Origin of the sequence: Rhodococcus sp. 852002-51564_SCH6189132-a (assembly GCF_001665495.1) — a bacterium.
Lineage (GTDB): Bacteria > Actinomycetota > Actinomycetes > Mycobacteriales > Mycobacteriaceae > Rhodococcus > Rhodococcus pyridinivorans.
Window position 1 is genome coordinate 79,262 of sequence record NZ_LZMJ01000038.1, and the last position, 23,473, is coordinate 102,734.

Annotated in this window: 17 protein-coding genes; 6 read left to right on the top strand and 11 right to left on the bottom strand. The window is 69.0% G+C overall.

From position 1 onward, the window contains the following. Positions 1–3 precede the first annotated feature (3 nt). The 5 genes from A5767_RS09445 to A5767_RS09465 form a co-directional block, all read right to left on the bottom strand. The gene (locus A5767_RS09445; RefSeq protein ID WP_064852159.1) at positions 4–1,131 is read right to left on the bottom strand and encodes a resuscitation-promoting factor; all 1,128 of its coding nucleotides are present in this window, start codon (positions 1,129–1,131) and stop codon (positions 4–6) included. 392 nt (positions 1,132–1,523) lie between these two features. Beyond that, positions 1,524–3,203 carry a sulfatase-like hydrolase/transferase gene (locus A5767_RS09450; protein ID WP_024103212.1) on the bottom strand — a complete coding sequence of 560 codons (1,680 nt, stop codon included), beginning with the start codon at positions 3,201–3,203 and terminating at the stop codon, positions 1,524–1,526. A 141-nt stretch (positions 3,204–3,344) separates the two neighbouring features. Beyond that, on the bottom strand, positions 3,345–3,773 hold the full coding sequence (locus A5767_RS09455; RefSeq protein ID WP_064852160.1) for a DoxX family protein: 429 nt from the start codon (positions 3,771–3,773) through the stop codon (positions 3,345–3,347). 79 nt (positions 3,774–3,852) lie between these two features. Then, entirely contained in the window at positions 3,853–4,929 is a 1,077-nt protein-coding gene (locus A5767_RS09460; RefSeq protein ID WP_006553815.1) for a maleylacetate reductase, read from the bottom strand. Positions 4,930–4,969: 40 nt separating this feature from the next. After that, positions 4,970–5,800 carry a TatD family hydrolase gene (locus tag A5767_RS09465; RefSeq protein WP_060652139.1) on the bottom strand — a complete coding sequence of 277 codons (831 nt, stop codon included), beginning with the start codon at positions 5,798–5,800 and terminating at the stop codon, positions 4,970–4,972. A 22-nt stretch (positions 5,801–5,822) separates the two neighbouring features. On the opposite strand from A5767_RS09465, the gene metG reads away from it, so the two are divergent. From metG to A5767_RS09490, 5 genes are all read left to right on the top strand, one after another. Continuing rightward, a complete protein-coding gene (gene metG, locus A5767_RS09470) occupies positions 5,823–7,403 on the top strand; it encodes a methionine--tRNA ligase (RefSeq protein WP_006553813.1) in 1,581 nt (526 codons plus the stop codon). Between the two features lie 87 nt (positions 7,404–7,490). Continuing rightward, a complete protein-coding gene (locus tag A5767_RS09475) occupies positions 7,491–8,630 on the top strand; it encodes a DUF2786 domain-containing protein (RefSeq protein ID WP_064852161.1) in 1,140 nt (379 codons plus the stop codon). 134 nt (positions 8,631–8,764) lie between these two features. Next, on the top strand, positions 8,765–9,916 hold the full coding sequence (locus tag A5767_RS09480; protein ID WP_082937644.1) for an NAD(P)/FAD-dependent oxidoreductase: 1,152 nt from the start codon (positions 8,765–8,767) through the stop codon (positions 9,914–9,916). Then, complete coding sequence (locus tag A5767_RS09485) at positions 9,913–10,794, top strand: RNA polymerase sigma-70 factor (protein WP_064852162.1); 882 nt, start codon at positions 9,913–9,915, stop codon at positions 10,792–10,794. Before A5767_RS09480 ends, A5767_RS09485 begins: the two co-directional genes overlap by 4 nt. Before the next feature lie 12 nt (positions 10,795–10,806). After that, entirely contained in the window at positions 10,807–12,159 is a 1,353-nt protein-coding gene (locus A5767_RS09490) for an aminodeoxychorismate synthase component I (protein WP_064852163.1), read from the top strand. On the opposite strand, the gene A5767_RS09495 is transcribed toward A5767_RS09490, so the two are convergent. The 3 genes from A5767_RS09495 to rsmI all read right to left on the bottom strand — a co-directional run bounded on the left by A5767_RS09495 (position 12,123) and on the right by rsmI (position 18,843). Further along, entirely contained in the window at positions 12,123–16,097 is a 3,975-nt protein-coding gene (locus A5767_RS09495; RefSeq protein WP_064852164.1) for an nSTAND1 domain-containing NTPase, read from the bottom strand. The two genes, A5767_RS09490 and A5767_RS09495, sit on opposite strands and share 37 nt — an antisense overlap. A 286-nt stretch (positions 16,098–16,383) precedes the next feature. After that, positions 16,384–17,787 carry an alanine/glycine:cation symporter family protein gene (locus tag A5767_RS09500; protein WP_064852165.1) on the bottom strand — a complete coding sequence of 468 codons (1,404 nt, stop codon included), beginning with the start codon at positions 17,785–17,787 and terminating at the stop codon, positions 16,384–16,386. Positions 17,788–17,955: 168 nt separating this feature from the next. Then, a complete protein-coding gene (gene rsmI, locus A5767_RS09505) occupies positions 17,956–18,843 on the bottom strand; it encodes a 16S rRNA (cytidine(1402)-2'-O)-methyltransferase (protein WP_051424886.1) in 888 nt (295 codons plus the stop codon). Between the two features lie 23 nt (positions 18,844–18,866). Between rsmI and A5767_RS09510 the strand changes: the two genes are divergently transcribed. Continuing rightward, positions 18,867–20,444: a dolichyl-phosphate-mannose--protein mannosyltransferase gene (locus A5767_RS09510; protein ID WP_064852166.1), complete on the top strand. Its 1,578-nt coding sequence runs from the start codon at positions 18,867–18,869 to the stop codon at positions 20,442–20,444. Between the two features lie 31 nt (positions 20,445–20,475). On the opposite strand, the gene A5767_RS09515 is transcribed toward A5767_RS09510, so the two are convergent. The 3 genes from A5767_RS09515 to A5767_RS09525 form a co-directional block, all read right to left on the bottom strand. Then, on the bottom strand, positions 20,476–21,276 hold the full coding sequence (locus tag A5767_RS09515; RefSeq protein ID WP_064852167.1) for a T3SS (YopN, CesT) and YbjN peptide-binding chaperone 1: 801 nt from the start codon (positions 21,274–21,276) through the stop codon (positions 20,476–20,478). A gap of 62 nt (positions 21,277–21,338) precedes the next feature. Then, positions 21,339–21,812 carry a hypothetical protein gene (locus A5767_RS09520; RefSeq protein WP_064852168.1) on the bottom strand — a complete coding sequence of 158 codons (474 nt, stop codon included), beginning with the start codon at positions 21,810–21,812 and terminating at the stop codon, positions 21,339–21,341. Beyond that, positions 21,809–23,419, bottom strand: a complete 1,611-nt coding sequence (locus A5767_RS09525) for a BCCT family transporter (protein WP_006553803.1) — start codon at positions 23,417–23,419, stop codon at positions 21,809–21,811. The genes A5767_RS09520 and A5767_RS09525 overlap by 4 nt, the downstream gene beginning before the upstream one ends. Positions 23,420–23,473 lie beyond the last annotated feature (54 nt).

Genomic DNA, 23,473 nt, shown 5'->3' on the forward strand with positions numbered 1-23,473 from the left:
CGGTCAGCGCAGACCGAGCTTGCTGGTGCAGGATGGCCAGGCGCCCCAGCCCTGGGCCGCCTGGACCTTCTCCGCGACGGCGATCTGCTGCTCGCGCGTCGCGAGATCGGCACGCGGCGCGTACTGGGTGCCGCCGAAGCCGGCCCACGTCTGCTGCGTGAACTGCAGGCCACCGTAGAAACCGTTGCCGGTGTTGATCGCCCAGTTGCCGGTCGCCTCGCACTGCGCGAGAGCGTCCCAGGTGGAGCCGCGACCGGAGGCCGGCACGGCGGGCTTCGGCTTGGTGCCGACGCGGACCACGACGGGCCGCGGCTCGACGAGGACCTTCGAAGCGGTCTCGGCGCGTCCGACCTCGACACCGTTGACGGTGTGAACGTCGAAGGTCACCGACCGCTCGCCCGGAGCACCCGGGTCGCTCACGGCGGCCTCACCCTCGAGCATGTTCGGATCGTCCACGCGGTTCTCCGGCGGGGCGATCGGCAGGTTCTCGGTCCGCGACTCGGTCCGGTCGCGGGTGACCACGACCTCCATGCCCTCCGCGAGTTCCGCGTCGAGGGCAGGGGTGACGCTGTCGGCCTGCTCGAGCTTCGCGCCCTGGGCCTCGAGGAACTCGGCGACCGTCGGCGCTGCGACGCGCACCTCGGCGGCGGGCGCGCCGTTGTCGGCGAAGCGCACCGTCTTGGGGTTGACGACCTCGAGATCGGCACCGTCGAGCGGGAGGCGGTGCGAACGGGAGGCGGAGACGTAGGCGTCGTCGGAGAGGCGGAACTGGTCGAGCGCCTCGTCGACGGTCAGCGCGGTGGTCCACACCGAGCGCGCCTCACCGTCGACGGTGAGGCGCAGCTCGCGAGCCTGTCGCAGGACGATGGTGTCGCCGTCGGAGACGGACGAGTCCACGGCCGGGGCCACGACGTCGTTCTCGTCGACGGTGTAGCCGGCTGCGGCCAGGATGTCGCCGACGTTGGAGTTCATCGTGCCGAAGGCACGCTGCTCACCGTCGACGTCGAGGACGACGTCCTTGTGCTGAACCACAGCAGTGGCGCCACCGGCACCGAGGGTGACGAAGACGGCGGCGACCACCGAGTAGAACACCGGCGACTTGAGGCGATTGATCTTGGTGAAAGGTGACACGATTATTTCCAGACGGACGACAACTGTGATCACAGCACGGTAACGAGACGGCATTGTTATCGCAACTTCATCGCATTTACCTGCACAGATCATGATTTCTGTCAGATCACGACGCACGTCACAGATATCGGATCGATATTAGCTCGATCATTTTCAAGTGTCCGAAATCGCCATTTTCGATCGACACTCGGAAGAAGAACTTCCTCGCGATTCGGGCGGCAAGGACATGGACTCCGTGAGGTAGCCGAGGATCGCGCGCAGCTGTGCCCTGCCCCATGCGGGGGCGTTCGAGGTGCCGATGCCCACAGGCTCGGACGGAGCGGCCGGCTTCGCGGGCGCAGCGGTTTCCGGGACCGCCTACCGATGGTCGCGGTTGCCGGTGATCGGCTTCGTCAGCGTCCGGCCGACCCGCTGGGAATCGGGAGATCGGCGGATCCGCTCGGTACGGGGAACTGCGGAATCGTCACAGCCGGGGTGGTGCCCGTGCGGGCCATCACGTCCATCAGGACGGCGTGCATGGTCGCGACCTGCACCGGGTCGAAGTTCGCGAGATCGAGCGGGTTCGCGCGGTTGCGCGTCTCGAGCGGATCGTCGTGCAGGTCGTAGAGCTCGAACTGCGGCAGCGCGCGTCCCGACGGATCGAAGTACATCGCGTACTTCCACCTGTCCTGCCGGACGGCACGAATGTGGTTGGGCTGCTTCACCGTCGTCTGCCCGTTGGCCGCGGCGGCGTTCTCGTCGTCGAAGGTGAACAGGACGGTGTCCTGCACCTGTGGCGGCGTGCCACCGGACGACGCGCCCTCGATGACGGGCGTGAGGTCGACGCCCTTGAACGTCCACGCCGAACGGTCGGGCACGGCGGCCATCGTCGCGAGGGTGGGCATGACGTCGATCAGCGACGCGAGCGCGTCGGTGGAGACCGGCCTCGGGAACATCACCGGATTGCTCACCACGAGAGGGACATTGAGCGTCTCCTCGTAGGCGTTGAAGGCCTTCTGGCGGAGTCCGCCGTGGGAGAGCCCCATCTCACCGTGGTCGGCCACCCGGAAGACGACGGTGCGTTCGCGCATGCCCGAAACCGATTCCAGCGCATCGAGAACCGTCCCGATGTGCTGGTCGACGACCTTGTGCATGTAGGCGTACAGGTTGACGTACTGCCGTGCCGCTTCGGGACCGACGAGCGGACCGAGCGCACCTGCGAGCAGCAGGAGCAGTTCGGCCTGGGCGGTGGGCTTGAAGTTGCGGAGCAGGTCCTCGTCGATGGTGGGCGGCAGGTCGATTCCCTGCTCGAAGGCTTCGGGTGCGAAGGCCCCGTAGTTGTTGCAATCGCCGTCGACCTGATCCCAAGTCTTCGGGTACGAGAGGATGTCGTGGGGATTGGCGAACGACACGATGAGCGCGAACGGCCTGTCGTCGGAGGCGCTGCGCGACCGCAGGAATTCGGCGGCGTCGGAGGCGATCTTGCCGTCGCGGTCGGCGCAGCCACCCCCGAAGTTCTCGGGTGCTGTGTCCTGCCCCGCCTCCGGGGGCTCCCACCCCGCGAAGCCGTACCGCGCGATGTCGTCGGGCGACGGGTCGCCGCCGTCGGCGCCCTTGCTCATGTGCCATTTGCCGCGGTAGTGGACGTCGTATCCGGCGGAGAGCAGCATCTTCGCCATGTTCTGGCCGTCCACCGGCAGCACGGGTTCGGTGGGCGAGAGCGTGCCACCCTCGGTGAGGGTGCTCACCACCCCGTGCTGGGCGGGATAGAGGCCGGTGAAGAACGTGCTGCGACTGGGCGAGCACATCGCGGCGTTGCAGAACGACCGCGTGAAGGTCAGCCCGGTGTCGGCCAGACGCTGCCGGTTGGGCAGGTTGTTGCGCGCCCAGTCGGCCGGCCAGTGCATCGGCTGGCGCTCCTGGTCGGTCATGATGATGAGGATGTTGGGACGCTGCGGTGTCCGAGGCTGTGCCGCAGATGATCCGGCGCCCACGAGGCCGGCAGCGAGGAGCGCACCCGCGCCCACGAGGAAGGTCCGTCGATTGACATTCCACGTGGTGTCGCGACGCGGAACAGCCTGCTGCACGGTCATATCGGTCCTGTCGGAGAGATCCGTGAACGCGTATGTCGTGCAGGAGAATAACAAGACATATGCGTTGAGCGCGCGTCATCGGACGGAAGAGGCGCTGAGGACGATCGGGGGAAATCGTCCACAGCGCCGCGGAACCGCAGGTCAGGCCGTGCGCAGGAGCGGAACCTTCCGCGCGAGGAATCGGTCGACGCTGAACGCTCCCGCACCGACCGCGGCGAGTAGGAGGGCCCCTGCGCCGAGCGCGGCCACGAGTTCGAAACCACCGTCGCCGACGTAGATTCCGTTCTCCACGTGCACGATGAAGAACGCGCCGAGCATGAGCAGGAACAGAAGGACGCCGAAGACGGGGACGAACACACCGAGGATGAGCGCGAGACCGCCGAGGATCTCGATCCAGGTGGCGACGAACGCCGAGACGGCCGGGGCGGGCACGCCCATTCCTTCGAAGCCGGCCTTGGTGCCTTCGTATCCCCACGAATTGAACTTCTGCAGTCCGTGCGCGAGGAAGATGACGCCGAGTACGAGTCGGGCCACGAGGATGCCGAGGTCGCGGACGAGAGGGGTCTTCATGTCGAGCCTTTCGGGTAGGAGGCCGGAGAGCCCCACTTAGTTGAAGCGACAACTAAGGTAGCAACCCTTGGTTGTAGCTTCAACCAGACTTCTGCGCCGGTTCCGGACGGGTACCGGCGAACGCCTCCCCCAGCAACCGTCGCACGCCCACCTCCGTGACCTCCCGGGGATTCGGATACGGCTTCGCCGTCGCCAGTCGTGCCGCCTCGTCCAGATCGGACTCCCGGAACCCCAGTTCCTCGAGACTCGTCGGCCCACCGGCCGCCGCCACGAGGTCGTAGACGCCCGCGGACGCCGAATCCGTGCCGAGCGCCTGCGCGACCCGCACCATGACGTGCGGTACCGACGGTTCGTTGTAGGCGAGCGCGTGGGGCAGCACGACGGTGTGCGTGGCGGCATGCGGCAGGTCGAACGAGCCGCCCAGCACGTGACAGAGCTTGTGGTGCAGCCCCATTCCCGCCGAGGCGAGACAGGTTCCGGAGAGCCACGCCGCGAGCAGCAGATCCGAACGCCCCTCGGGATCGGCCGAATCCGCACCGAGCGCCGGGATACCCCGGGCGATCGCGGCCACGGCCTCGAGCGCGAGGGCGTCGACGATCGGATTGGCCTGTTCGGAGTAGAGGGCCTCGACCGCGTGGGCCATCGCGTTGATCGCGCTGGTCACCGCCAACGGAATGGGCATCGAGGTGGTGAACTCGACGTCGTAGATCACGGTCTCGGGAAGGATGTCGGGCGACGAACGCGTGGTCTTCACCCCGTCGGCGGTCTCACCGAGAACGGGCGTCACCTCCGACCCGGCGTAGGTCGTCGGCAGGATCACCTGATCGATCCCCGTGCGGAGTGCCAGTGCCTTGGCCAGTCCTGTGGTCGAGCCGCCACCCACCACGACGACCGCATCGACGTCGTGCTCGGTGACCCGGCCGAGGACCCGTTCGGTCACCTCGACCGGCGTGTGCATCACCGCGCCGTCGAAACGCGCGACCTGCAGATCGCCGAGATACTTCTCGACCAGTTCCGCCTGGTGCCGCACGTGCTCGCCGGCGAGCAGCAAAACGCGGGAACGATCGAGTCGACGTACTTCGTCCGCGACCCGCGAGGCGGTACCGGGGCCGAAGATCACACGTACCGGATGAGAGTTGTAGACGAAGGAGCGCATGCCCGTATTCTCACGACGGAAGTGGGGACGCGGGTGCCCTTTACGAAAGTCCGTACACCCGCTCGGCGTTCGCGGTGGTGGCCGCCGCCAGTTCCTCGGCGTCCTCGCCCCGCACCTCGGCGAGCGCGCGCACGGTGTACGGCAGGCAGTACGACTCGTTCGGCGCGCCCCGGAAGGGATGCGGGGTCAGGAACGGCGCGTCGGTCTCCACCAGCACCAGCTCACGGGGCACGAGCGGCGCCGCTTCACGCAGGGCCTTCGCGTTCTTGAAACTCACGGTGCCCGAGAAGCTCAGCAGGTATCCGGCGTCGACGCAGCGGCGGGCCATGTCGGCATCCGACGAGAAGCAGTGGAAGATCACCTTCTCGGGTGCGCCCTCGTCGTGCAGGACACGCAGCAGGTCGGCGTCGGCCTCGCGGTTGTGGATCATCAGCGGCTTGCCGAGTCGCTTCGCGAGGTCGATGTGCCAGCGGAAGCCCTCCTCCTGCTCGGCCGGTTCGGCGCACCCGTCGAGCTTGCCGGGCCAGTAGAGGTCGAGGCCGGTCTCCCCCACCGCGACGCAGCGCGGGTCGGCGGCGAGTTTCTCGATCTCGGCGCGGGTAGCGTCGTCGAGACTGTTCGCGCGGGTGGGATGGATGGCGACGGCCGCGTGGACGCGGTCGTCCCAGTGCGCAGCCCGCACGGCGAAACGCGCCGCCTCGAGATCGTCGGCGACGGTGACGATGCGTCCGACCCCCACCGCGGCGGCACGATCGACGATCGCGGAGGTCGTCGCGGCGTCCTCGGCACCGCACGCGTCGAGGTGCGTGTGGGCGTCGACGAGGGGACTCAACGGCTGCGGGGCTTCGGGGGCGGGACGGGCTGCGCTCACGCCCTATAAACTACTGGCCACCATGACTGCGCCTGATTCCTCCCGCCCGGCTGCCGGCGATCCCACCCGCCCGCCGTTCTACGTCACGACCGCGATCGCGTACCCGAACGGCGCCCCGCACATCGGGCACGCCTACGAGTACATCTCGACCGACGCGATCGCGCGGTTCAAGCGTCTCGACGGCTTCGACGTGCGCTTCCTGACCGGCACCGACGAGCACGGCCTGAAGATGCAGCAGACCGCCGCGAAGGAAGGCATCCCGGTCACCGAACTCGCGTCCCGCAACTCGGACGTGTTCGAGGCCATGGACAAGCGGCTGAACATCTCGTACGACCGGTTCATCCGCACCACGGACGCCGATCACCTCGAGGCGAGCAAGGCGATCTGGCAGCGCATGGTCGACTCGGGCGACATCTACCTCGACACCTACGCGGGGTGGTACTCGGTCCGCGACGAGGCGTTCTACACCGACGGCGAGACCACCCTGCTCGAAGACGGCTCGCGGATCTCCACCGACACCGGCACCCCCGTGGAGTGGACCGAGGAGTCCACCTACTTCTTCCGACTGTCGGCTTATCAGGACAAGCTGCTCGAGCTCTACGAGAAGCAGCCCGACTTCATCGCCCCGGCCACCCGCCGCAACGAGATCGTCAGCTTCGTCTCCGGCGGCCTGAAGGACCTGTCGATCTCCCGCACCACCTTCGACTGGGGTGTGCCGGTCCCCGATCACCCCGATCACGTCATGTACGTGTGGGTCGACGCGCTGACCAACTACCTCACCGGCGCCGGCTTCCCCGACACCGAATCGGAGTCCTACCGCCGCTACTGGCCCGCCGACCTGCACATCATCGGCAAGGACATCACGCGGTTCCACACCGTCTACTGGCCGGCCTTCCTCATGTCGGCGGGGCTCGAACTGCCGAAGCGGGTCTTCGTCCACGGCTTCCTGTTCAACAAGGGCGAGAAGATGTCGAAGTCGGTCGGCAACGTCGTCGACCCGCTCGAGATGGTCGACCGGTACGGCCTCGACCAGCTGCGCTTCTTCCTGCTCCGCGAGATCTCCTACGGCCAGGACGGCAGCTACAGCCACGAGGCGATCGTCACCCGCATCAACGCCGATCTCGCCAACGACCTCGGCAACCTCGCGCAGCGCTCCCTGACGATGGTCGCGAAGAATCTCGAGGGCACCGTGCCCACGCCGGGCGAGTTCACCGCCGACGACGAGGCGATGCTCGCCCAGGCCGACGCGCTGCTCGCGAAGGTGCGCGCCGAGTTCGACGCGCAGGCCCTGCACCTCGGTCTCGAAGCGATCTGGCACGTCCTCGGCGAGACCAACCGTTACTTCTCGGCGCAGCAGCCGTGGGTGCTGCGCAAGACCGATCCCGAGCGGATGGCGACGGTCCTGTACGTCACGCTCGAGGTCGTTCGGATCGTGGGTCTGCTCGTCCAGCCGGTGATGCCCGATGCCGCCGCGAACATCCTCGATCTCCTCGGTCAGACACCCGAGGCACGGCAGTTCGACGCCGTCGCGACCCGCCTGGCTCCGGGCACGACCCTGCCCGCCCCGGCACCGGTGTTCCCGCGCTACGTCGACGAGGACTGAGCGTCCGATCCGGCGACGGAGAGCTTTCACCTGCGTGTTCTCCGTCGCCGCGCAAACCTGTCGGTGCCGTGCGCCACACTGCGGCGCATGCGCAGCGATAGAACACATGTTCGATCCGATGGCCTGAACGAGCACTCCCTGCTCGCCGAGCTGGGCGGTGCCTACGAGCGGGGATGGCAGCCCGCCGACGTGCTCCACGTGACGGCCCGCTCGGGTGGTCCCTCCGATGTCGCACTGACGGCGGCCACGATGCTGTTCGACGCGCAGATCCGGCGCGCGGCCGAACGCGCCCCCGTCGAGTGGGTACGGCAGCTCGACGAGATCACCCGCCGGCACCCGCGTCCGGCCCACGCCGCCGGAGCCCCGACCCTGGCCGACGGTCTGTTCCGCGCGTTCCCCGACGTCACCCGCTTCGAGATCGAAGGGCTCGCCTTCACCTGGAAGTACCTGCCGTCCTTCGCGATCCTCACACCCCCGCCGTCGCGATGGCCGTCCGTCCGGTCCGGCGACCCGTCTGCGCCCGCCCCGCCCGACACCCGGATCCTCGAACGCATCCGGGCACTGCTGTCGAAGGCCGAGTCCACCGACTTCCCCGACGAGGCCGAAGCGCTCACCGCGAAGGCGCAGGAACTCGTCTCGCGTCACGCCGTGGGTGCGGCGCTGCTGGCCGGACCCGACTCCGGCACCGACCCTGTCGTCGGCCGGCGCATCCACCTCGACAGCCCGTACATCCGCGAGAAGGTCCTGCTCCTCACCGCCATCGGCGACGCGAACCGCGTGCGCACGGTGTGGTTCACCCGGGTGCAGATCGCGACGATCGTCGGTACCGCCACCGACCTGCAGCAGGCCGAGATGCTGTACACCTCGCTGCTCGTGCAGGCCGGACGGGCCGTGCAGGCGGCCGGAACGGCGGGGCGGCGCGGATCGTCCGCGACCTACTTCCGCCGCGCCTTCCTCACCGGCTACGCGCACCGGATCGGCGAACGTCTCCGCGAGGCGGACGTCCGGGCCACCGCCCACGCCGCCGCCGACGCGCAGATGCCCATCACGAAACTCGCACCCATCCTCGCCAGACGCTCCGACGCCGTCGACACCGAGTTCCGGCGGTTGTTCCCCGTCACCCGCGACTCGCGTAGCCGCGGGGTCGACGCCGACGGCTTCCACGCCGGTCGGGATGCGGCCGAGACCGCCTCGCTGACAACGGAATTCCGCACGGTCGGTCGCTGACCGGATCGATCACCGACGAGGTCGACAGCAGGAGACGGGCGTCACAGGAATTCGCGGTGGCGCCGTGTCACATCCCTGCCACGAGCGGTGTCCTATCGGTGACACCACTTCCGACAAGCGAAGGGAACAGAGCGATGACGACGCAATTCCATGTGGTGGTCGTAGGGGCGGGCTACGCCGGAGTGATGGCTGCGAACCGCTTGCTCGCCGAACACCCCGAGGTGGCGGTCACCGTCGTGAACCCGCGACCGGTCTTCGTCGAACGCGTCCGGCTCCACCAGGTGGCGGCCGGATCCGGAACCGCCACACACGAACTGTCCGATCTCCTGCACCCGCGGGTGACGCTGCACGTCGGCACGGCCGTACGGATCGAGCCCTACGCGGTGTCCCTCGCCGACGGCACGGTCCTGCCATGCGACGCGGTGGTCTACGCCGTCGGCAGCACCACGGGCTCCGGCGCGATCCCCGGTGCGGAGAAGGCGTTCTCCGTCGCCGACCTCGACTCCGCCACTGCCTTGCGCGACGCGCTCCTCGAGGCGGACGATCACGCCTCCGTCGTCGTGATCGGTGGCGGGCTCACCGGTCTCGAGACCGTCACCGAACTCGCACAGTCGCATCCGCGGCACACCCTCGTCCTCGTCGGCGATCCGGGAGCGGCCCTTCCTGTGAACACGCAGCGTTACATCCGCCACCGGCTCGACGAACTGGGCGTTCAGGTCCGGTCGGGAACGCGGGTCGCCCGCATCGACGACGGCTCGGTCGTCCTCGACGACGGCTCCGAGATCCCCGCGACCCTCGTGGTCCGCACGGCCGGTTTTTCCGTGCCCGACCTGGCGCGTCGCAGCGGCCTGCCGGTCGACGACGACGGTCGTCTCCGGGTGCGCGACACCCTGCAGGCGGTCGACGGCTCGCCGATCGTCGGCGTGGGCGACGCAGTGGTGGTGGACGGCAACGACCACCTGCGCATGAGCTGCCAGGCGGCGATGCCGCTCGGCATCCACGGCGCCGACACGGTGTGGCAGTTGTTGCAGGGACGCGAGCCGGCACCGCTCTCGCTCGGTTTCGTCACGACCTGCATCTCTCTCGGCCGCGATCGCGGCGTCGTGCAGTTGTCGGCACGCGACGACACCCCGTCGAGGTGGGCCCTGCGCGGTCGGCTCGCAGCACCGGTGAAGGAAGCCGTCGTTCGTGGGACCATCCACACCATGCAACTCCAGGCGCGCGGACGTGCCCTGCCGTCCCGACGCGGACCGGACACCGCCGCACGCGAGAAGGCTCACGTATGACCGGCGACGACGTCTTCACCGAGCATCGGGGACTGCTGTTCTCGATCGCCTACGAGATCACCGGCAGTGTCGCCGACAGCGAGGACGTCCTGCAGGAGAGTTACATCCGCTGGGCCCGCACCGACACCGGCAGCGTCGACAATCCGCGGGCCTACGCGGCGCAGATCGTGACGCGTCAGGCGCTGAACTCGCTGCGCTCGACGCAACGCCGCCGGGAGGACTACGTCGGGCCGTGGTTGCCCGAGCCGATGCTCACCGCCCCCGACGCAGCCGCCGAGGTCGAACTCGCCGAGTCGGTGTCGACCGCGATGCTGTTGGTGCTCGAGACATTGACGCCCGTCGAACGCGCGGTTTTCGTGATGCGCGAGGTGTTCGGTTTCGAGTACGGGCGCATCGCCGAGACGGTCGACCGTACCGAGAGTGCCGTCCGGCAGATCGCGCACCGCGCCCGCGAGCACGTCCATGCCCGGCAGCGACGCTTCACTCCCGCGGGCGACGAGACCGACCGGGTGGTCGCGGCGTTCCTCACCGCGGCCACCACCGGCGACCTCGACGGACTGCTGTCGCTGCTGGCTCCCGACGTGCGGTACCTCGCCGACGGTGGCGGCAAGGTCACTGCGGCCCGAGTTCCGGTCTTCGGCTCCGCGAAGGTCGCCGGCCTGTTCCTCGGACTGGTCCGGCATCCGCTGCCCGACATGACCATCGAGCCGGCCGTGGTGAACTCGATGCCCGGTTTCCTCGTCTACTCGGCAGGTGTCCTCGACATGGTGCTGCACCTCGAGATCGACGACCACCTGATCACCGGCGTCTACGTGGTCCGCAATCCCGACAAGCTCACGCATCTCCGGGCTCGTCCCGATGCTTCCGACCAGACATGACAAGCTGACGTCATGCGGATGGAACGACTCGGCCGCGGCGGCACCGTCGATCGCGTGCTCGGTGCACTCGCAGAACGCGCCAGGATCCTCGCGATCCCCGCCCCGGCGGCACTGTCGGGTGAATGGTTCGGGGCGGCGGCCGTGCTCGTCCCGTCCGTGTCCGTCGAATCCGTCCCACCGGCAGAGGTCTTCTCCCTCCCCGCGGACGCTCCCGGGCCCGGCGGTGCCGATCGGCGCTTCCAGCGCAGTGACGACCGGCCGCTCATCGGAGGCGGGCGCATCGGTTATCTCGCCTACCCGGATCGCATCCCGGACCGGCCCGCGCTGCCCCTCGCCGCGAGCGGGTGGACCGACACTGTCCTGCGTCTCGACGCCGACGGGTGCTGGTGGTACGAGACCCTCGGTACCGCACCCTGCCCCGACGATCTCGCCGCGGCAGTCCTCGATTCACCGTCGACCGCCGCCCCGCCGACGAACGCCACAGAGTCGACGAACGCCACGGACTGGCACATCGACTGGACACCACCGCCTCGCGACGAGCACCGCCGCGGCGTCGACCACTGTCTCGACGCGATCCGCGCCGGCGAGGTGTACCAGGCGTGCGTGTGCACGCGGTTCACGGGCAGATGGGACGGCGATCCGCTGGCGTTCTTCGCCGACGGGATCTCCCGGACTGACCCTCCGCGCGCCGCCTACCTGCAGGGATCGTGGGGTGCGGTCGCGTCGCTCTCGCCCGAACTGTTCGTCTCCCTCCACGGCGACACGCTGCGGTCGAGTCCGATCAAGGGCACCCTCCCCCTCTCCGCCGACCCCGCCGGGCTACGGGCATCGGTCAAGGACGTCGCCGAGAACGTGATGATCGTCGATCTCGTCCGCAACGATCTCGGCCGCGTCGCCGAGACCGGTTCGGTGCGGGTCGAGGATCTTCTGACCGTGCGTCCCGCACCCGGCGTGTGGCATCTGGTGTCCACCGTCGCGGCGGAGCGGCGACCGGGTGTGACGGTCGCCGATGTGCTCGACGCGGCGTTCCCGCCCGCATCGGTGACGGGCTGCCCGAAACTCCGCGCCCGGACGCTGCTCACCAGGTGGGAGGGTTCCGCGCGAGGTGTCTACTGCGGCACCGTCGGCATGTCGAGTCCGATCGCCGGCACCGAACTGAACGTCGCGATCCGCACCGTCGAGTTCGGGCACGACGACAGCGGCAACGGCGTGTGCGCGCTCGGTGTGGGAGGCGGCATCACCATCGACTCCGATCCCGACGCGGAATGGCAGGAATGCCTCGACAAGGCCGCCAGCATCCTCGCGCTCGGCGACGCGCGGGCAGCCGTTCAGCACACCTCGTCGGGAGGCGACGGCAACTCGTAACGGTCGAGGACCTCCTCGAGTCGCACCGAGGTGGAACGGCAGATGCGGGCTACGACGGCATCGGCGTCGAGCCCCCATGTGCGGAGCAGACCGTCGCCACCGGCGGCGACGATGGTGCTGTCGGGCGCGAAGGTCACCTGCCATCGTCCCGTTCCCATGTCGGTGACCGGGCCACCGATCTCGTGCATGCCGCCCGGGTCGGCGACGTCCCACAGACGGACAGTCCCGTCGTCGCTGCCGCTGACCGCGCGGGTGCCGTCGGGGGTGATGGAGACGGAGTAGACCGTGCCGGTGTGGCCGCTCAACCGGGTCTCGCGGGCGACGAAGTCACCGGACTCGGTGCGGTCCCAGACCACCACGTCGTGGTCGTCCCCGCCGGTCACCAGCACGTCGCTCGACCCGTCGAAGGCCACGGTGTTCACGCCGGTTGCGTGCCCGTCCGAGACGTTCACCCGTGTCGGGGAGCGCGGATCGGTCACGTTCCAGGCGTAGATCTCGCTGTCGGCGCTCGTGACCACGAGACTTCGGCCGTCGGGGCTGATGGCAGCACTGCGCACGAGATTCTTCGGTCCCGTCAGCGGCTGGCCCCACGGCACCGGTTCGGCGGGATCCGCGATGTCCCACAACTGCACCGTGGAGTCGTCGGCGCCGGTCACGAGGGTCGTGCCGTCGGGTCCGAACGCCAGGGCGGAGGTGAACCTCGTGTCGAGCGGCACCGGATCGCCGAACGGCTTCGGTGTTGCCGGATCGCGCACGTCCCACAATTGCACGCTGCCGCCGGAGGTCGGTGCCGTGGCCAGGATCGTGCCCGAGGGCGAGAGCGCGCACACGTACGCACCGCCGAGCGGGCGCGGCAACGCGATCCCACCGGCGCGGTTCCAGTCGCCGCCCTGACCGACCCGCCAGAGCGTGACATCCGGTCCGTAGCTGCCGGTCGCGACGAGGGCTCCGGCACGATCGATCGCCGGCCTGGTCAGCGCTCCGTCGGCGACCGCCATCCGGGTCTGCGGCATCGTCCACACCCGGACGTTGGAATCCTGTCCGCCGGTGACGACGGTGGTCCCGGTCGGGCTCACCGCGAGCGTCGGGACACCGCCTCCGTGCCCGGTCAGCGGCGGGCCGATCTCGTCGAGGGTTCGTGTCGACGGGTCGACGTCCCACAGTTTCGCGGTGCCGTCCCAGGACGCGCTCGCCAGTGTGCGTCCGTCGGGGAGGAACGCGATGTTCCAGACACCGCCGGTGTGGGCGTTCGTCGGCACCCCCAGCGGGCGGGCCGCGCGCGGATCGGTGGTGTCGAACAGGTGCAGCACACCGTCGTCGCTGCTCGCCGCGAGGATCGTGCCGTCGCCGTTGAAGCTCACCGAATGGGCCACGTCGCCGAAACCGGTGAGCGGCTCACCGAGCGGCACCGGCCGCGAGGGCGTGCTCACGTCCCATAGCCGGACGGTGCGGTCGTCGCTCGACGTGGCGAGGACCTGCCCACCGGGACGGAAGGCCACCGTCCGCACACCACCGTCGTGCTCATCGACCAAGGTGACGGGGAACCGGCCCGATCCGGGATCCGAGGTGTCGACGAGTGCGACGTGCCCGTCGTCGTAGGGCACGGCGAGCACCCGCCCGTTGGGTGAGTACCGCACGTTGTGCACGGCGCCGCCGGCGTAGACCTGCCGGTCGAGCACCACGCGCGGCGCGGCCCGATCGGACGCGTCGTAGATCCACACACCGCCGTCACCTGCACCGATCGCGAGGAAACGGCCGTCGGGGCTGAACGAGACGGACGCCATGTACTTCGACGACAACTGCAACGGATCGCCCACCGCGACCGGTTCGTCGCCGTCGAGTGCCCACAGGCGGACGGTGCCGTCGTCGCTGGCCGACGCGAGGGTGGACCCGTCGGGTGAGACGACGACGCCGTAGACCGGACCGGTGTGTCCGCTCAGCGTGTAGGCGAGGGGGACGGCCTGGCTGGCGATGAGCCTCGAGTACGCGACCGGGTTGTCGGGCTGGAGTTCGGCCGCGACGAGCGCCAGATTCGCCGAGGTGGTGGGGTCCTCGTCGCGCAGGGAGTCGGACAGCGCGACGATCTGCTGGAACTGTGCGGTGCTCCGTGCCGTCTCGGCCCGTCCCTTCGCGTCCCAGGCCAGACCGGTCATGACGAACGCGATGATCGTGGACAGCGCCATCGCGGCGATGCCGACGCGCCGGGTCCGTGTCTCGCGGGCGATCTGCCGGCGGGAGGCGTCGAGGAAGGCCACTGCGGTAGGGCTGAGCGCGACCGGTCCGCGCCGATCCTCGGGGGTTCCCGCCGTGGCGAGGTGCGGGTTCTGCTCGGTCACGACATCCATGCGTCCGCGCTGGTAGAGCAGTTCCCGGTTGCGTCCGGAGGCGAGCCAGGTCGATGCGTCGGCCTCGATCTGCTGTCGCAAGGCGGCGCCGGCGCGGTCCTGCTGGATCCAGGACTTGAGCCGGGGCCACGCGTCGATCACCGCGTCGTGGATGAGTTCGACGTAGTCGGCGTCGACGACGAGCACACGTGCCGACACGAAATGGTCGAGGACGCGCTTCGACGCGTCGCGATCCTCGCCGCCCACCGCGAGCAGTTCGTTCAGCGACCGGGCGATCTTGACGTCCGTGCCGGTCGCGGTGACGTACACCAGGTGGACGAGCATCGAGCGGGCACGGGCCCGGTCGACGTCGTCGGCGAGACTCTCCCATGCCCGTTCGGCGCCGGCGGCGACGGATCCGCGGACCCCGCCGGTCGCGCGGTAGGCGGCGACGGTGAGCGTGCCCCCGCTGCGCTTGTCCCACAGCGAGTCGAGCAGGTGGGAGAGCAGGGGAAGCTCGGTGCCGCTGATCTCACCGTCGGCCAGGCCCGTGAGGTCGTGGAGGATGAGGTCGACGAGGCCGGGTTCGAGGCGGACCCCCACGAGCTTGGCGGGAGCGGTGATGACCTCGACGAGGTCGTCGCGGTCGAGGGGCTGGACGGTCTTGGTCCGCCGCTCGAGAGCCCGGGCGAGCACCGGGGTGGCCACTGCCTGGTCGTAGAAGTCCGACCGCATCGTCGCGACGACGAGGGCAGGCGCGTCGCCGTCGGAACAGGTCGACGCCGTCTCGAGCAGAGTGAGGAATGCGGTGCGCAGAGCGACGTCGCTGCACTGGGTGAACAGTTCCTCGATCTGGTCGACGACGATCAGCAGCAACGACGACGACGAGCGCGAGGTCGCGGCACGCAGGGCCGTGTGGACGGCGGTGTGGTCGGCCGGGTCGCCGACGTCGGCCAGTTCGGGGAGCGCGTCGACCAGTCGTGCGACCGGGTCGGTGCCGGGAGTGAGGACCACCGGGTGGCAGTCGGGCGCGGAACACAGTTGCGGAATGAGACCGGCCTGCACGAGCGAGGACTTGCCGACGCCGGAGGCACCGGTCACCACGACCGGGCCCTGCCCGTGGGACGCCGTCACCACGTCGGCGAGGCTGCGCACGCTCTGGGTGCGCCCGAAGAACAGCCGGGCGTCGTTCTGTCGGTAGGACGCGAGTCCCTTGTACGGGCGGACCCCGGGCGGCACCGATGCCGATGCCGATTCCTTGGTGCGCGGAGCGTTCGCCTGCCCGCGCGCGGCCTTCCACCAGCTCTCCCACTGCTTCAGGGAGTACAGACCGGGGGCCGGAGGTTCGGCGTTGAGTTCCCGCGCCGCGCGGATGAGGACCACGAGTACCGGATGCACCGACTCGAAGTTGGCCGGCATCCGGTTGCCGCTGCGCCAGTCGCTGACCCGCTGGACGGAGACGGTCCGGTCGCTGCCCACCGCCCGGGCGACGGTCGCGGCCTCCGAGACGACCTTCTTGAGGGCGGGACGACCGGCTGCGGCGAACAGCATCCGCAGCTGGTCGGCGAAGAACTGACGTTGCGCCGAACCAGGCTTTCCGCCGGTGTCTGACATCCGTTCCGCGCCCTTCGTACTCCCGTTCCCCGCGTGCAAACATCCGCTGCGGAAAAATTCCTCACCACGTCTGAGCAGGGATGATACCGGTTCCGCGCCGGTCGGTATTTTCAGTCCCCGTCAATGACACGGAAGAGTGGTGACCACGCAAGGTTCGACCTTGCAGCGTGGGGCGGGGGCCTCCACGCCGATAGGGACTGACGAGGGGTAGTTCCGGGTCGGCGTGGAGGCATGCTCCACATACGTTCAGGGCCCCGCATCGCGGGGCCCTTTCCCGTTTTTCCGGTTACTTGACGATGTCGGGATCGTCCGTCGCGACGGGGTTGCCCAACAGGTACGGATCGCGATCGAGATAGGCCTTCGTCTCCCGCGCGATCAGACCCGACAGCACCAGCAGACCGATCAGGTTCGGCAGGGCCATGAGGCCGTTCATCACGTCGGAGAAGTTCCAGACCACCTCGAGCTGGGTGGTGGCACCGATGAACACCACGATCACGAAGACCGCGCGGTAGGGCACCACGCCGCGGCGACCGACGAGACGCTCGACGCACCGCTCGCCGTAGTACGACCAGCCGAGGATCGTCGAGAAGGCGAAGAAGACGACCGAGATGGCGACGATCCAGTGACCCCAGTCCCCGCCGAGGCCGTCGGCGAAGCCGGCCGACGTCATGGCAGCGCCCTGCTCGCCGGACTCCCAGGCTCCGGTGGTGACGATGACCAGGCCGGTGAAGGTGACGACGATGATCGTGTCGATGAACGTCTGGGTCATCGACACCAGGCCCTGACGGACCGGGTGGGTGGTCTGGGCGGCCGCGGCGGCGATCGCCGCGCTGCCCATGCCCGACTCGTTCGAGAAGATGCCGCGGGCGACGCCGTAGCGCAGCGCGATCATGAAGACCGATCCGATGAAGCCGCCGGTGGCCGCGGTGCCGGTGAAGGCGTCGGTGAAGATGAGCGCGAAGGCGTCGGGGATCTGGGTGAAGTTGACCGCGAGGACGATGATGCCGGCGCCGACGTACAGGAGGATCATCGCGGGCACGAAGGCGGCGGTGACCCTGCCGATGGACTTGATGCCGCCGAGCAGGACTGCGGCAGCGAGCACCGTCATGAGCACACCGCTGATCCAGGTCGGCACACCGAAGGTGTCGTCGAGCTGGGTGGCGACGGTGTTGGCCTGGGTCATGTTGCCGATACCGAAGCTGGCGAGCACCGCGAACACCGCGAACAGCAGGCTCAGGACGAGACCGGCCTTGTTGGGGATGGCGCGGGCGAGGTAGTACTGCGGACCACCGCTCTGCTCACCCTTGGCGTCGGTCGTGCGGTACTTCACGCCGAGGAAGGCCTCGGAGTACTTGCTGGCCATGCCGACCAGGCCGGTGACCCACATCCAGAACAGTGCGCCGGGCCCACCGAAGTAGATCGCGGTGCCGACACCGGCGATGTTGCCCACGCCCACCGTCGCGGCGAGCGCGGTGGTCAGTGCCTGGTACTGGGAGATGTCACCTTCGGTGGCTCCGGGATCGTGGCGGGTGATCAGACCCAGCCGCAGTGCGGGCCACAGCTTGCGGAACTGGATGCCCTTCAGCCGAATCGTGAGCACGAGGCCCGTGCCCAACAGCAGCGGGATGAGCAGGTACGGCCCCCACACCACCCCGCCCACCTCGACGAGGAAATCGTTCACCGAATCCATCCGCGTCCTCCTGATCGTCCGAAGCCCCCGACAGCGTCCGACCGGCCGGTGCCGGTGACGTCTGCGCTCGGGACCCGGCAGAGTCTAGGCTTCCGTGGCACGCAATGTCCCCGGACCCCGCGGCGCGTCCGATATGCGTTCTTCTCGATCGGTGGGCGGCAGGCCGCGTCAGTCGCGACGCGCTTCCAGCACCGCGTCGTACAGTTCGCGCTTCGAGACCGTCGCACCGGACGACGTCGACGCCGCTTCGGCGACGACGGCGCAGGCGTCCTTCAGCCGCATCCCGTCCTCGACCTTCCGTTCCACCTCGTCGACGAGGTCGACGGGGTCGGTGGCCACGGCAACCGCCCCTTCGAGCACCACGGTGATCTCACCGCGCGCGCCCTCGACGGCCCACTCGGCGAGTTCGGCGAGCGTGCCGCGGCGCACTTCCTCGTAGGTCTTGGTGAGTTCGCGGCAGACGGCGGCGCGACGGTCACCGCCGAGCACGTCGACGGCGTCGGCCAGACAGGCCGCGAGCCGGTGCGGTGCCTCGAAGAACACCACGGCGCGAGGCTCCTGGACGAGCGTGCCGAAATACGCGCGTCGCTGGCCCGGCTTGCGGGGTGGGAACCCGTCGAAGCAGAACCGCTCGACCGGCAGGCCCGACAGGGCGAGGGCGGTGGTCACGGCGGACGGACCGGGCAGGCAGGTCACCGGCAGACCGGCCTCGACGCACGCCGCGACGAGCCGATAGCCGGGATCGCTCACCGACGGCATGCCCGCGTCGGTGACGAGCAGGACGGTGCGGCCCTCCTCGATGTCGGTGACCAGGCCCGGCAGTCGCGACACCTCGACCTGATCGTAGAAGCTCACGACCCGCCCGGTGATGGTGACGCCGAGCGCCGCGGCGAGTGCCTTGGTGCGCCGGGTGTCCTCGGCGGCGATGACGTCGGCGGTGCCGAGAGCGTCGCGGAGACGCGCCGAGGCGTCACCGATATCTCCCATCGGAGTGGCGGCCAGCACGAGCCGGCCCTCTCCCGGATTCGCGCCGTGGACCGGTTTGGCTGCCTGCATACGGCTCAGCCTACGATCGGAACGTGACCGTGACGGACCGCAGCCCTTCACAGGCCCCCGGCCGTGGTCCGTCGGCAGCGCAGGATCGTCGCCTCATCGGTCCCGGCCCGTTGGTGCCCGGACCCGAGCCCCTTCCGGGAGATCGGGCGCGCGGCTGGATCGTCACCGCCTTCGTCACGGCGCTCGCCGCGATCACGCGGTTCACGATGCTCAACTACCCCACCGATGCGAAGACGCCGGTGTTCGACGAGAAGCACTACGCACCGCAGGGCTGGCAGGTGCTCACCGGCGGCTGGATCGAGGACAATCCCGGCTACGGGCTCGTCGTGCATCCGCCCGTCGGCAAACAGATGATCGCGATCGGCGAGGCACTGTTCGGATACACCGCGTGGGGCTGGCGTTTCTCGGCCGCCGCGGCCGGTGTCGTGCTCGTCCTGCTGGTCGTGCGGATCGTGCGGCGGCTGACCCGGTCGACGATGCTCGGCGCGGTCGCCGGTCTGCTGCTCGTCGTCGACGGGGTGACCTTCGTGTCGTCCCGCCTCGGCATGCTCGACATCTTCCAGGCGGTCTTCGTCGTCGCCGCCTTCGGGTGCCTGATCGTCGACCGCGACGACGTACGTGCCCGCATGGCGAAGGTGCACGCCGAGGGCCGTGTCCTCGACAGTGTGTGGGGTCCGCGTTTCGGTGTGCGCTGGTGGCGCTTCGGCGCAGGCATCCTGCTGGGTCTGGCGGTGGGCACCAAGTGGTCGGGCCTGTACTTCATCGCGTTCTTCGGGCTGATGTCCGTGGCCTTCGACCTCGCGACGCGACGCGCGTACCGGGTGCAGCGACCGTGGGTCGGGACGGCCCTGCGCGATATCGGCCCGGCGCTGTACGCCCTCGTGCTCGTCCCGCTCGGGGTGTATCTGTCGACCTACTGGTCATGGTTCGCGAGCGAGACCGGCGTCTACCGTCACGCGGTCGGCTCGCGGATCGGCCACGACGGGATGTTCTCCTTCGTGCCCGACGCGCTGCGATCGCTCTGGTATTACAGCGCGAGCGTCCTCGAGTTCCACTCCGGCCTGACGAACTCGGCCGGCAACCAGCACCCCTGGGAATCGAAGCCGTGGACGTGGCCGATGGGTCTGCGCCCGATGCTGTACTACTTCGCCGACGGCGAACGGATCAGCGGGTGCGACGCGGAGCAGTGCGTCAAGGCCGTGATGCTGGTCGGAACGCCGGCGCTGTGGTGGGTGTCGTTGCCGATGCTCGGATGGGGGCTGTGGCAGCTGCTCGTCCGCCGCGACTGGCGGTGGGCCGCGGTGCTCACCGGATACGGCGCGGGGATCCTCCCGTGGTTCGCGAGCCTCGACCGGCAGATGTACTACTTCTACGCGGTGCCGATGGCGCCGTTCCTGGTGATGGGGGTCGCGCTGGTGCTCGGCGACATCCTCGGGTCGCCGCATGCCTCGACGGAACGACGGACGACCGGGCTGCTCGTGGTGTGCCTGTACGTCGGGCTCGTCATCGCGAACTTCGTGTGGTTGTGGCCGATTCTCACGGCGCTGCCGATCACCCCGGAGCACTGGAACGACCAGCTGTGGCTCCCCAGCTGGCGCTGAGCGGAGCGCAGTCGCTCGTCCCGAGGAGAGCTCAGTTGGGTTCGTCGAGCACGCTGCCCTCGGCCAGCTCGACGTCGCGGTCCCTGTCGGAGCCGTAGCGGATGCCGTCGAAGCGGCGCGCGAATCGCTCGTCGACGACCGTGAGGAAGACCTTGAGTCGTTGGAGCAGCTCGGACAGGTGGCGGGGCACGAACGGATCGCCGAGCAGGTCGACGGTGGCGACAAGCCGGTCCTCGACGAGCACCACCTTGATGTGCGGCCACGTCCGGTTCAGTTCGGTGAGCTCGGCGAGCGCGTGGGTGCGACCGCCGGTGGGCGCGGCTCCCGGGGTCTCGTCCTCGGGGATGGCGTGCAGCAGCGGTGCCCACAGCCGGATGCTGCCGTCATCGTCGATCACGACGAAGACCACATGGGAGTCGAGGACGACGACGAAGTCGCCGTCGGCGTCGACCGGCACAGGGCGGCCGAGGGCGTGCGCGAGCGCATCGCTCACGCGTTCGCGGAGGTCGCCGAGGGCTGAGGGCGGGTGTGCCTGCAAGAAGGCCGGATGCGGCACCTTCCCGCGACCGCGCAGCACCGACACGATGTGCCGGGCGAGCGTGTGGGCCTCGGACACGGGCCTGGTGACCGGCTCGGATCCGGTGACCTCGATCGTGGCGTGTCCCCCGGCGCTCGCGAGCACCCGCACGCAGGCCGCGGGCCCCGAGGCGGTCTCGGCGTGCAGTTCGAAGGCGTCGGGTCCGGCGAGTTCGGAGATGCGCCGGGCCAGTTGCGAGGCGTAACGGGACCAATCGCGGTCGAGGGCCTCGTCGAATCGGTCGGTGTCGGTCACGCGCACTCCTCTCGAAGAGCAACTGCCGGGCAGGCGACACCGTACTCGGGGTGGGCGACAACTCACCGCAGGCACGCGGCGTCGTGTGTCACCCCGTGATGCCGTCGTCCGGCCGCCGCCCACACCGCGACTCGCGATCCGCGTTCGAGGATGTCGACGATCGCGAATCCTGCCCGTGCGAGAACGGTGCTCACGGTCATCGAGACGGTTCCGGTGTCCTCCCCCGGTCCTGCCCCGTCGATCACCCACAGTTGTCCGTCGTCGGTCAGCAGCGGCGCGAGGGCGGCCGCGGCGGCGGTGTCCTCGCGGAGGTCGGGGATGTCGAGTGCATAGATGCGGTCGAACTTCTCCCGCTGCGCGAACTCGTGGGCGCGGGTCACCGAGGGTGCCACGCGCACGCGGCCGTGGGGACCGACGTTCTCGGCGACCACGGCGGAGGCGGGCCCGGCGTCGATCGCGAGGACGGACGTGCCCGGACGCGCATCGAGGACGTCGAGCAGGAACTCGACGTCCTCGATGTGGGACCGCTCGGTCATTCGACCTTGCGCAGTGTCCGTTTCCTGCGCCCGCCCGTGATCAGGGGGTCGCGCTGCAGATCCCGGTACAGCGACACGCACAGACCGATCATCACGAGGAGGAAGGGAGCTGCCGCGATGATCGTCATCGTCTGCAGGGCGTTGAGGGCTTCCTCGCCGCCGCTCCACAGCAGCAGGGCCGCGACACCGCCGGTGAGTCCGCCCCAGAAGACCACGACGCCGCGATTCGGCGCGAGGGTGCCGCGTTGACTGAGGCTGCCCATCACCATCGACGCGGAGTCCGCTCCGGAGATGAAGAAGATGGCGATGAGGAGCATCGCGACGACCGTGGCGATGCCGGTGAGCGGGAGGTTGCCGAGCACCCCGAACAGCTGTCCTTCGACGCTGTCGGCACCCGCGATGTCCAGGCCGTCCAGCTGCTGTCCGATACCGGCGCCGCCGAACACCGAGAACCAGATGAGGCTGACGAGGCTCGGGACGAGGATGACACCGACGATGAACTCGCGGATGGTGCGGCCGCGGCTGATGCGGGCGAGGAACATGCCGACGAAGGGCGCCCACGAGACCCACCACGCCCAGTAGAAGATCGTCCAGCTCGACAGCCACTCACCTGCGGCCTCGTTGGAGGCGGCCGTGCGCGCCGACATGCGGGCGAACTCCGCGGCGTAGGCACCGAGGGTGGTGGGCACGAGGTTGAGGATGAAGACGGTGGGTCCGAGCACGAACACGAAGATCGCCAGGATCGCGGCGAGCACCATGTTGATGTTCGACAGATATTGGATGCCCTTGGCGACACCCGTGACCGCGGAGGCGATGAACGCGAGCGTGAGCAGTGCGACGATCGCGACGAGCAGCATCACTCCGGCCGTCTCGAGCCAGCCGGTGACCTCGAAGCCCGAGCCGATCTGCAGCGCGCCCAGGCCGAGCGACGCCGCGGTGCCGAACAGGGTCGCGAACAGGGCGAGGATGTCGATGACCTTGCCGAGCGGACCTTCGGCCCGGCGTCCCAGCAGCGGGATGAACGCCGAGCTGATGAGCTGCTTGCGACCCCTGCGGAAGGTGCCGTAGGCGATGGCCAGACCCACCACGGCGTAGATCGCCCAGGGATGCAGGCTCCAGTGGAACATCGAGGTCGCCATCGCGACGCCGGTGCCGCCGGTGCTGCCCGGTGGCGGCTCGACGAAGTGCGAGAGCGGTTCGGCGACACCGAAGAACATCAAGCCGATGCCCATGCCGGCGGCGAACATCATCGAGATCCAGCTGACGGTGCGGAACTCCGGCTTCTCGTCGTCCTTGCCGAGCGGAATGCGGCCGTATCGGCTCACCGCCAGCCAGAGCGCGAAGAACACGAATCCGCTCGCCGTGAGCACGAACAACCAACCGAACTCGACGACGATCCAGTCGAGGATGTTCCCGGTAACGGTCCCGAAATTGTCGGTGGCGGCCAGGCCCCACACCACGATCGCCGCCACCAGCGCGGCAGCGACTCCGAAGACCACTTTGTCGGTCTGCGGCGGATGCGCCGCGGACGCGGCTACTTCAGAAGCACGGGCGCCCGAGACCTCGTCGATCTCCTCGGACCCGGGCCGATCACCAGGGACATTCATGCGAACAAACCTTGCAAGTTTCGGGCGCCTGCGGAGCGGAATCGTCGAACCCGA